Here is a 9975-nt window from a genome sequence, read left to right on the forward strand (position 1 = left end):
GCCGTTTACCGCGCCTACAAACGAAGAAAAGCCAACAATACATCAAATGAACCAAAATTAAGTGCCGGTTTAAAATGCCATGTGTACGAACATGACCAGATTTAATCCATTAAAGAGTGCATTAATCGAATATGTCTTAAAAGAGAATTAGTCATGTATCTTCCCCTTTTTAACCTGATTTCTAAAGTTGTCGAAAACTGTCACCGGTATACTTGCATTTTTAATGGAAAGGCCTCAAAATAAAACCGTAGAATTGGCCGAATAACGGAACTGGCATCACATTGGGAGGGTTAACAGGTGAGAAAAACGGATAATAACAAAGAAGTTGTTGCTGACATAGAAAAAACGATGCGTTACATTTCTGCTATCATTAAGCAGAAAGGACGGGAAATCCTGAGCGGCTATTCCATCACACCCCCGCAGTTTGTGGCACTGCAATGGCTGTTCGAAAGCGGCGACATGACAATTGGGGAGCTGTCAAACAATATGTATCTCGCCTGCAGCACGACGACCGACTTGATTGACCGGATGGAAAAGAACAACCTTGTGATGAGAGTGCGTGACCCAAAAGACCGCCGTGTCGTACGAATTCATCTGCTGGAAGAAGGAGCGCGCATCATCGAAGAAGTGATCCAAAAACGGCAGGAGTATCTTGCTTCGGTGACAGGAGATTTCACATCAGGGGAATTGTCAGATTTAGATTATATGCTCCGAAAGCTGTATGACGAAATGAAGGATTGATTCTAGCTTCGTTAAGCGGCCCGGAGCAGGCTTTTGCATGTTAAAATTGAAACCAACATAGAATGAGGTCGAATGAATTGAATAAACCAATTGGTGTCATAGATTCTGGTGTAGGCGGACTTACTGTGGCAAGGGAAATCATGCGGCAGCTCCCGAAAGAGGAAATTCTTTATCTCGGTGATACAAAACGCTGTCCTTACGGTCCCCGCCCAAAAGAGGAAGTACGCCAATACACCTGGCAAATGATCGATCATTTGCTGCAGTTTGATATTAAAATGCTCGTGATTGCTTGCAATACCGCAACCGCTGTTGCGCTTGAAGAGGTGAAAGAAAAGCTGCCGATTCCTGTTGTAGGTGTAATCAACCCTGGTGCAAGGGCGGCTCTGAAGCTCACGAAGAACAAAAAAGTCGGCGTAATCGGCACAGAGGGTACAATTGGAAGCGGCGCCTACGTTGCTGCCCTTAAAAATATAGATGAAAAGGTGAATGTAGACAGTCTTGCCTGCCCGCGTTTCGTTCCGCTTGTGGAAAACGGCGAATATGAGACCGAGAAGGCTGTAAGAGTAGTCAGCGAATCACTTCAACCTTTCAAAGAGCATCATATAGACACATTGATCCTGGGCTGTACTCACTATCCCCTTCTCCACCAGGTTATAGCCGATTATCTTGGAAAAGGCATCACGCTCATCGGGTCGGGAGATGAGACAGCAAGGGAAGTAAGTGCCATCCTTGAGTACAGTGAGTTGCTTCGTACGGGACAGGAACATCCGAGCCATCATTTTTTCACAACAGGATCCAGGGAAATGTTTGAGAAAATTGCATCGCAATGGTTTGAGCAGAAAATCGATAATATAAGTGTCATAGATTTAGATTGATCTTTCAGCCCTTTGCTGAAAGATTTTTTATTCCCCAAGGTCTAAATGGGTGGCAAGCTCGTATACATAATAGTACAACCAAGCCTGGGGAGGGAATGACATGCTTAAAAAACGAAAAGCAGGATGGCTCATTCTGTTTTTTGCTTTCACACTATTGCTTTCTGGATGTATGTTTGACGGGGAACGGGCACTGAATGAAATTGACCCGCCGAAGGATGTGACTTACGAGGAAACGGAAGCGAGCCTTGAAGAAACGGAAGGCAAGGAGAAAAACGCCGAAGAGGCAGCGGCCGAAGGTGAAGCAGCTGAAACAGTCGATCGCGAAGTATTTCTGCTGGATCAAAATGGATATGTTGTACCGACAACATTGGCTGTACCAAAAACAAAAGAAGTTGCAAAACAGGCACTTGAATATCTGATCGCCGGCGGGCCGGTAGAGAATATGCTGCCGAATGGTTTTCGTGCTGTGCTTCCGGCTGATACGAGAGTGCTCGGTGTAAATTTGCTGGAGGACGGAACGATTGTCGCCGATTTTTCCACGGAATTCAGTAATTATAAAGCTGAAGATGAGGAAAAAATACTGCAGTCCATTACTTGGACACTCACCCAGTTTGACAAGGTCGATAAAGTTAAAATCAGGATTAATGGCTATGATCAGAATGAAATGCCTGTAAACGGAACACCGATTACCGACGGATACAGCCGCGCCAATGGAATTAATATGGATGATAAAGAGAGTGTGGATATCACCTCAAGTAAAGCGGTCACGCTTTACTTTTTAGCCCAAAATGAGGACAACACCTATTTCGTTCCGATGACAAAAAGGGTGAAACAGGCGCCGCATGAAGATATGGCGGCAGTGGCAGTGAACGAACTGATCAAAGGACCGTCATTCCGCTCCGGGCTCCTCAGTGATTTCCATACGAATGTCCGCCTGCTGAACAGGCCAACGTACGAGAAAGGTGTCGTGTCGCTTGAATTCAACGATTCGATTCTGGGAGACCAAAAGGGAACGGCATTATCTGAGGATGTTCTGAACTCCCTCGTATTGTCCCTTACTGAAATCGAAGGTGTGGATGGAGTCGAAGTGACCGTGAAAGGAAAAGAAGAGATAATGGATGAAAAAGGCGAACCGCTCACAAAGCCCGTAATGAGGCCGGAGCGAGTCAATATCGGTAGTTTTTAAAAGATGAATATGTTATTTTATTAATACTGAGTAATGCTGAGGGCGGCAATGTTTGCCGCCTCTTTTTGCCTTTTGGCATATGAACTTTTATGGTGAAAAATGAAGATTTATCTTGAACATCAGACATTTCCAGAACTGTTTCTGGAAAGGCTACAAATAGCAAGGATCAGTTATTAAAGGAGGAGAACACATGAGACCAGATGGAAGAAAGAAAGATGAATTACGACCTGTACATATTGAAACGGACTATTTGCTTCACCCGGAAGGATCAGTTCTCATTTCGGTCGGCAATACAAAGGTGATATGCACAGCGAGCATCGAAGATAGGGTCCCTCCTTTCTTGAGAGGGGAAGGAAAAGGCTGGGTGACAGCAGAGTACTCCATGCTTCCGCGAGCGACCGGGAGCCGAAACATAAGGGAGTCCAGCAAAGGAAAAGTATCCGGGCGGACGATGGAAATCCAGCGTCTGATCGGCCGCTCACTTCGCAGTGTTGTCGATCTTGAAGCTCTCGGTGAACGAACCGTCTGGCTCGACTGTGACGTGATCCAGGCTGACGGCGGCACACGTACAGCTTCAATAAGCGGTGCCTTTGTCGCAATGGTAATGGCGATGAATAAGCTTGTTGAGACAAAAGCGATCAAAACGCTGCCGGTAAGGGATTTCCTGGCTGCCACATCAGTCGGCATCGATCCGGAGCACGGTGAAGTGCTTGATCTTTGTTATGTGGAAGATTCAGCCGCAGATGTCGACATGAATATTGTCATGACGGGCAAAGGCGAGTTTGTTGAACTGCAGGGGACAGGGGAAGAGGCCACATTTTCACCGGAAGAGCTGCAAAATCTCATCAAGCTTGGCCAGGAAGGAATCCGGAAGCTTATCGATATACAAAAAGAAGCACTCGGAGACGCGGCCGGAAAAATCCAGCCGTAAAAAAGATCGATACGTCAGTTTGCAGAGGAGTTATAAAGATGGAAGAAATTATTATCGCTACTAAAAATAAGGGCAAAGTGAAAGACTTTGAGGCCTTGCTTTCTAAAAGGGGAATACAGGTCAGGTCATTGCATGACTTTCCCGACATGCCTGATGTGGAAGAAACAGGGTCCACATTTGAAGAGAACGCAATTTTAAAAGCGGAGACCATCGCAAGAAAACTAGGCAGAACTGTCATAGCAGATGACTCTGGATTGATTGTCGATTATTTGGACGGGCGTCCGGGTGTGTACTCTGCCAGATATGCAGGGGAAGAAAAAAATGACCGAGCCAATCTGGAAAAGGTGCTTGCCGAGCTTGAGGGAGTGCCTGAAGATGAACGGACGGCCCGCTTTTACTGTGTACTCGCTGTTTCGGTACCGGATGAAGAGCCGAAAGTGGCCGAAGGGACCTGCGAAGGCCTGATTGCCCGGAAGCCGCAGGGAGAACACGGTTTTGGCTACGACCCGATATTTTTTGTGAAAGAGAAGAATAAAACAATGGGACAGCTGACAAAAGAAGAAAAGAACAAGATCAGCCACAGGGCGGCTGCCATGGAAAAATTGGACGCAAACTGGGATGAATACTTCAATAAACGCTAATGTACTCTGCAGGGAGGAGAAACGAAATGGGGAAGCTGGTGATCGTTAGTGACAGCCATGGGAACAGAAGTCTTATATCAGATATTGCCGCAAGGCATAAAGGGGATGCAAGCCTCATGGTCCATTGCGGCGATTCCGAACTTGATGCAGCGGAAAACGAACTGCACCCCTTTTTGACCGTACGGGGGAACTGTGATCTTGATGCTTCTTTGCCGGAAGAGCAGACAGGGAAGTGGGAAGGGCAGAATGTGTATGTAACTCACGGTCATCTGCACAATGTGAAAATGTCGCTGATGCCCCTTTCTTATCGTGCCGAGGAGCTGGATGCACAGATCGTTTGCTTCGGCCATTCCCATATTGCCGGCGCTGAAATGCATAATGGCATGCTTTTTATCAATCCGGGAAGCATCCTGTTGCCGCGCAGACGCCCAGAACAGACATATGCACTCGTATCGGCGGCTGATAAAGGGCAAATCTGTGTTTCGTTCCATAGGGAAGACGGAATGGAGCTTGAGGGGATGACCAGAACGTTTACACTGGGCCGAAGTTGAAGCTGTTTTAACCAATTCAAAAAACAATTCCACTGGGGCAAGTGCATCCCACATCGCCGTTATTGTTTTATAAGGCTCTTTTGTTCGGTCATTATCAATTGAGTTCTCCGCAGAACCGGGAATCACCCCGCTTTCCTCGGGCTTCGGGACAGGCATCCCTCGCTCATTCGTGAGCGGCGCGATTTTCTCTCGTCCGTTCCCCGCGGATAGCGAGCACCTGCAGCGAAAATCACTCTTCTTTTGAAACGGCAATATTTATGTAAAAGGCCTAATAAAACGAAAAAACCGGGGGAACTGAAATCACTCCAGTCTTTTGTTCAAAGGCTATGCACTTTGATTTAGAAAAAAGGGGTCTATATTGCCTTTCCAAAAGAAGTTGACAGCGGACAGTGCTTCAAGTATATTAATATTTGTCCTCGGTGTACGGATCGGATATTTGCCCGGTGCATCCCGTTAAAACGAATGCTGAAGATTTGTGTTCTTTATGTCCCAGTAGCTCAGCAGGATAGAGCAACGGCCTTCTAAGCCGTGGGTCGGGAGTTCGAATCTCTCCTGGGACGCCATACTATACATATCAAGCCCCTGGCTAACCAGGGGTTTTTCTTTTGCCTGCTGCTTCAGTATAATAGGATATAAATTAGGGTAAAGGAATATGGCGGTTATTGTTTTTAGATGTGCTTGTTGGTAAACTGAAGGGCAGGTTGGGCGGCAAAAGGCATGGAACCTCCGGCAGGATTGCTGAAGGTGTACCGCGGCAGGTCAAGAGTGCTCTTGAAAGGCATTTGTTCTGTTGAACAAATATAGTTTAATGAGGCGATACATATGGATAACGAAAAAAACGGACAGCAAGACAGCGGAAATGTCATCCCATTCCCGAATCTGAAGGACCGTCTTTTTGAGAAAGGAATGGCTGCGCTTCAGCAAAAAAAGTACCGGGAAGCACTCCCGGTGTTTCAGCAGCTTCGGGATATGGAAGGCGGATATCCGCAGGTGCAGGCCGGTATTGTCATTTGTCTGCTTGAATTGGGTCGGCTGGAAGAGGCCAGGGCAGAAAGCAAACGGCTGCTGAACGAAGATATCGGTGATTACTTCGAAAATTTGCAAATTTATATTACGGTCCTTATTCAGATGAATGAGTATGATGAAGCGGCGGCGGTGTTAGAGGCTGTCATGGAGGAGCACAGGCTGCCGGCAGAGGCCGCGGAAACCCTTTATCAGCTCCTGGACTTCAGCCGGCAAATGTCGGAAAGGCCTGAGCCGGCACCCGATGAACAGCGTGAGGAAGTACCGGCAATCGACCCTGCTGACCTTATTGAACGGCTTACAAACGGGAATGCCGAAGAACAGCTCAGGGCGCTGCAGCAACTGAGAAGTCTTGAATTGTCCCCGTATATAGCAACACTCGACTCCATGCTGAAAAGCGGTTTTGCTCCCGAATTAAAAACAATGCTGCTGGAAATCATGATTGAAAAAAAGCTATCAAGGGAAATCGAAATATGGAAGTTCGGCAAGAGAAAAACGATTGTGCCTGCAACACTTGACGGAGTTTTTGAATCGGATTTTGGCATTCAAGTGCTGAATGTCCTTGATGAAAAACTCGGCCAGGAAAATCCTGCATTATTTCAGCTTGTTCAAGAGCTCTGGCATCGGCATCTGTTTGTCATATACCCGTTTGAGCCCGATCCCGCAGATCCTGCCGTCTGGGCTGGAGCTTTGCACCAGCTTGGATACTTGCTGCACAGCATCCCTGTCACCCTTGAGGAAACGGCAGAAGAATATGGGATTGAAGCGCACATTTTGGAAGAATCTGTTACATACTTGCGCAAGCTGGAAGAGGAGTCATTTAACGGTTCGATGCTGTAAGAAAAGTGCAATCTCCATGTGTTGAAAGAAAAGCACGGTGTGTTATAATGTAGAGGTTGTAGAGAGCTATTGTTACATACGTCTGCATACTTTTGTGACAGAAGCAAGACTGCCTCTGTCACCTTTAGACTGATAGGTCAGGCTAGATGAAATCTGCAGGCTGATAAATAAATTTATTTAGTTGGAGGGAAACACTACAATGTCAGTGAATTGGGAAAAACTCGAAGGAAATGAAGGCGTATTGACTGTTGAAGTCGATGCGGAAAAGGTAAATAATGCGCTTGACCAGGCATTCAATAAAGTTGTAAAACAGGTGAACATTCCAGGTTTCCGTAAAGGGAAGGTACCGCGTTTCATTTTTGAACAGCGTTTCGGCGCAGAATCCCTGTACCAGGATGCCCTTGACATCCTGCTACCGGAAGCTTACTCCAGTGCGATTGATGAAGCAGGTATTTTCCCTGTCGACCAGCCTTCTGTTGATATCAAGCAGATGGAAAAAGGCGAAAAGCTTGTTTTCGAAGCGAAAGTTACTGTGAAGCCGGAAGTGAAGCTCGGCGAATATAAAGGACTTGAGGTTGAAGAAGAGTCAACTGAAGTCACTGATGAAGATGTGGACGCTGAATTGAAAGGCCTGCAGGAGCGCCAGGCAGAGCTCGTAGTGAAAGAAGAAGGCACTGTCGAAGAAGGAGATACAGTCGTCATCGATTTCGAAGGCTTTGTTGACGGTGAAGCTTTTGAAGGCGGCAAGGCTGAAAACTATTCACTGGAAATCGGTTCCGGATCTTTCATTCCAGGCTTCGAAGGCCAGCTGGTCGGCACTGAAGCAGGGACGGAAAAAGATGTAGAAGTGACATTCCCTGAAGAGTATCATGCAGAAGAGCTTGCAGGAAAGCCGGCTACTTTCAAGGTCAAAGTTCATGAGATCAAAACGAAAGAGCTTCCTGAACTGGATGATGAGTTCGCAAAAGATGTCGATGAAGAAGTTGAAACACTTGATGAATTAAAAAAGAAAACAAGAGAGCAACTTGAAGAAAACAAAAAGCGCGAGGTTGAAAATAACAAGCGTGACACACTCGTCCAGAAGGCAGCCGAAAATGCAGAAGTCGATGTGCCTATGGCAATGGTCCGTACAGAGCTTGATCGCATGCTTCAAGAGTTCGAACAGCGTCTTCAAATGCAGGGCATGACGCTGGACATGTACTATCAATTCTCCGGTCAGGACGAAGAAGCGCTGAAAGGCCAAATGAGAGAGGATGCCGAAAAGCGTGTCCGCACCAACTTGACGCTTGAAGCGATTGCGGAGCAGGAAAACCTTGAAGCAAGCGAAGAAGAAGTGAACGAGGAACTTGAAAACATGGCTTCCATGTATCAGACAAGTGTCGATAACCTGAAACAAATGATCGGAAGCACCGATATGGTGAAAGAAGATTTGAAAATCAAGAAAGCGATCGATTTTCTTGTGGAAAACAGCAAAAGTGTTGCATAATATAAAGTAAGGGAACAAGGCGCGATTCGTTCGTGCCTTGTTTTGTACTAGCTTTTTTTCCGCCGCTTTTGCATCCTTTCCGGCTGCCCTGGTCCCGAAAAACCCAAAAACTACTTATAATCCTGGCGGTTAAACAGCATACTGTAAAGTGAGCCTTCAGACTGCTGCTTCCCGCCGCTGAAATTCGTCCATGCTCTATACATATTTTATAAAGGGTTTTTATTAACGGTGTAAGTTTCAGGTATGTTAAAATGCAAGAACACAGTCTCTGAAACTGTTTATCGACCGGGATATTAAGGGTATACAGATATTCGCAATGCTTTGCCGATCCGCAAGATCATCCGGTTATGTGCACTTTTTGAAGGGGTGATATCCATGTTTAAATTTAATGATGAAAAAGGACAATTAAAATGTTCATTTTGCGGTAAGACCCAGGATCAAGTCCGTAAACTTGTTGCAGGTCCTGGTGTGTATATATGTGATGAGTGTATCGAACTCTGCAACGAAATTGTGGAGGAAGAACTCGGCACAGAGGAAGAAATCGAGTTTAAAGATGTTCCAAAGCCGAAGGAAATTCTCGGTATACTGGATGACTATGTGATCGGGCAAGGCGGAGCGAAGAAAAACTTATCGGTAGCGGTATATAACCATTACAAACGGATCAATTCCAACAGCAAAGTCGACGATGTGGAACTGGCTAAAAGTAATATTCTGATGCTTGGGCCTACAGGAAGCGGTAAAACGCTGCTTGCACAGACACTTGCCCGCATCCTGAATGTTCCGTTTGCCATAGCTGACGCGACCTCCCTTACCGAAGCCGGTTATGTAGGGGAAGATGTTGAAAATATCCTTCTGAAACTGATTCAAGCTGCAGATTATGATGTCGAAAAAGCTGAAAAGGGCATCATTTATATTGACGAAATTGATAAAGTCGCCCGTAAATCCGAAAACCCATCCATCACGCGTGATGTTTCCGGTGAAGGTGTACAGCAGGCTTTGCTGAAGATTCTTGAAGGCACAACTGCAAGTGTGCCTCCACAGGGCGGAAGAAAGCACCCGCATCAGGAATTCATTCAAATTGATACGACAAATATCCTGTTTGTTGTAGGCGGTGCATTTGATGGCATTGACCAAATCATTAAGCGCCGTCTCGGCAAAAAAGTGATCGGTTTCGCTTCGGACGATGCCAAGCAGGATTATGACAAAGGCGAGCTGCTTTCCAGAGTGCTCCCGGAAGACTTGCTCCGATTCGGCCTGATCCCTGAATTCATCGGGCGCCTGCCGGTCATCGCAAGCCTTGAGCCGCTTGATGAAGAAGCTCTTGTCGATATTCTGACAAAGCCGAAAAATGCACTTGTGAAGCAATACCAGAAAATGCTTGAATTGGATGGCGTCGAGCTTGAATTTGAGGAAGAGGCGCTCCGCGAAATCTCCAAAAAGGCGATCGAACGGAAAACAGGTGCCCGTGGTCTGCGCTCCATAATCGAAGGCATCATGCTTGATGTCATGTTCGATTTGCCGTCACGTGATGACATAGAAAAATGCATCATTACGGCAGAGACGGTTGTCGGGAACGGCCAGCCGAAGCTGATCCTTGAGGATGGCACGGTAGTCGAGCCTGAACAGCAGTCTCCAAAAGAAAGTGCCTAATTAAGTAAAGTGGGAGGAACTTCCGGTTGCAGGAAGTTCCTCTTTTTGGTG

Annotated in this window: 9 protein-coding genes and 1 tRNA gene; all 10 read left to right on the forward strand. The window is 46.4% G+C overall.

The genetic code is table 11. The features are described from left to right. Nucleotides 1–348 precede the first annotated feature (348 nt). The 10 genes from A4U59_RS19560 to clpX all read left to right on the forward strand — a co-directional run bounded on the left by A4U59_RS19560 (nucleotide 349) and on the right by clpX (nucleotide 9924). Complete coding sequence (locus A4U59_RS19560; protein ID WP_083270958.1) at nucleotides 349–741, forward strand: MarR family winged helix-turn-helix transcriptional regulator; 393 nt, start codon at nucleotides 349–351, stop codon at nucleotides 739–741. 77 nt (nucleotides 742–818) lie between these two features. Beyond that, nucleotides 819–1616 (forward strand): glutamate racemase, encoded by a 798-nt coding sequence (gene racE / locus A4U59_RS19565; protein WP_066175269.1) that lies wholly within the window; start codon nucleotides 819–821, stop codon nucleotides 1614–1616. A 100-nt stretch (nucleotides 1617–1716) separates the two neighbouring features. Continuing rightward, complete coding sequence (locus A4U59_RS19570; protein ID WP_066175271.1) at nucleotides 1717–2802, forward strand: GerMN domain-containing protein; 1086 nt, start codon at nucleotides 1717–1719, stop codon at nucleotides 2800–2802. A 190-nt stretch (nucleotides 2803–2992) separates the two neighbouring features. Next, nucleotides 2993–3733 carry a ribonuclease PH gene (gene rph, locus A4U59_RS19575; RefSeq protein ID WP_066175272.1) on the forward strand — a complete coding sequence of 247 codons (741 nt, stop codon included), beginning with the start codon at nucleotides 2993–2995 and terminating at the stop codon, nucleotides 3731–3733. Between the two features lie 38 nt (nucleotides 3734–3771). After that, a complete protein-coding gene (locus tag A4U59_RS19580; protein WP_066175274.1) occupies nucleotides 3772–4374 on the forward strand; it encodes an XTP/dITP diphosphatase in 603 nt (200 codons plus the stop codon). Between the two features lie 26 nt (nucleotides 4375–4400). Further along, the gene (locus A4U59_RS19585) at nucleotides 4401–4925 is read left to right on the forward strand and encodes a metallophosphoesterase (protein WP_066175277.1); all 525 of its coding nucleotides are present in this window, start codon (nucleotides 4401–4403) and stop codon (nucleotides 4923–4925) included. 486 nt (nucleotides 4926–5411) lie between these two features. Further along, a tRNA-Arg gene (locus A4U59_RS19590) sits at nucleotides 5412–5488 on the forward strand. Between the two features lie 259 nt (nucleotides 5489–5747). Continuing rightward, a complete protein-coding gene (locus A4U59_RS19595) occupies nucleotides 5748–6788 on the forward strand; it encodes a tetratricopeptide repeat protein (RefSeq protein WP_066175278.1) in 1041 nt (346 codons plus the stop codon). Nucleotides 6789–6987: 199 nt separating this feature from the next. Then, entirely contained in the window at nucleotides 6988–8274 is a 1287-nt protein-coding gene (tig, locus tag A4U59_RS19600) for a trigger factor (protein WP_066175280.1), read from the forward strand. Nucleotides 8275–8649: 375 nt separating this feature from the next. Beyond that, nucleotides 8650–9924: an ATP-dependent protease ATP-binding subunit ClpX gene (clpX, locus tag A4U59_RS19605; RefSeq protein WP_066175282.1), complete on the forward strand. Its 1275-nt coding sequence runs from the start codon at nucleotides 8650–8652 to the stop codon at nucleotides 9922–9924. Nucleotides 9925–9975 lie beyond the last annotated feature (51 nt).

The organism is Bacillus marinisedimentorum (genome assembly GCF_001644195.2).
In the GTDB taxonomy this organism is placed as follows: domain Bacteria; phylum Bacillota; class Bacilli; order Bacillales; family Bacillaceae_O; genus Bacillus_BL; species Bacillus_BL marinisedimentorum.

Bases quoted from the DNA above. Each gene is read 5' to 3' on its own strand.
- A4U59_RS19595 (WP_066175278.1), top strand. From the start codon at position 5,748: ATGGATAACGAAAAAAACGGACAGCAAGACAGCGGAAATGTCATCCCA.
- A4U59_RS19585 (WP_066175277.1), top strand. From the start codon at position 4,401: ATGGGGAAGCTGGTGATCGTTAGTGACAGCCATGGGAACAGAAGTCTT.
- A4U59_RS19580 (WP_066175274.1), top strand. From the start codon at position 3,772: ATGGAAGAAATTATTATCGCTACTAAAAATAAGGGCAAAGTGAAAGAC.
- rph (WP_066175272.1), top strand. From the start codon at position 2,993: ATGAGACCAGATGGAAGAAAGAAAGATGAATTACGACCTGTACATATT.
- A4U59_RS19560 (WP_083270958.1), top strand. From the start codon at position 349: ATGCGTTACATTTCTGCTATCATTAAGCAGAAAGGACGGGAAATCCTG.
- A4U59_RS19570 (WP_066175271.1), top strand. From the start codon at position 1,717: ATGCTTAAAAAACGAAAAGCAGGATGGCTCATTCTGTTTTTTGCTTTC.
- clpX (WP_066175282.1), top strand. From the start codon at position 8,650: ATGTTTAAATTTAATGATGAAAAAGGACAATTAAAATGTTCATTTTGC.
- tig (WP_066175280.1), top strand. From the start codon at position 6,988: ATGTCAGTGAATTGGGAAAAACTCGAAGGAAATGAAGGCGTATTGACT.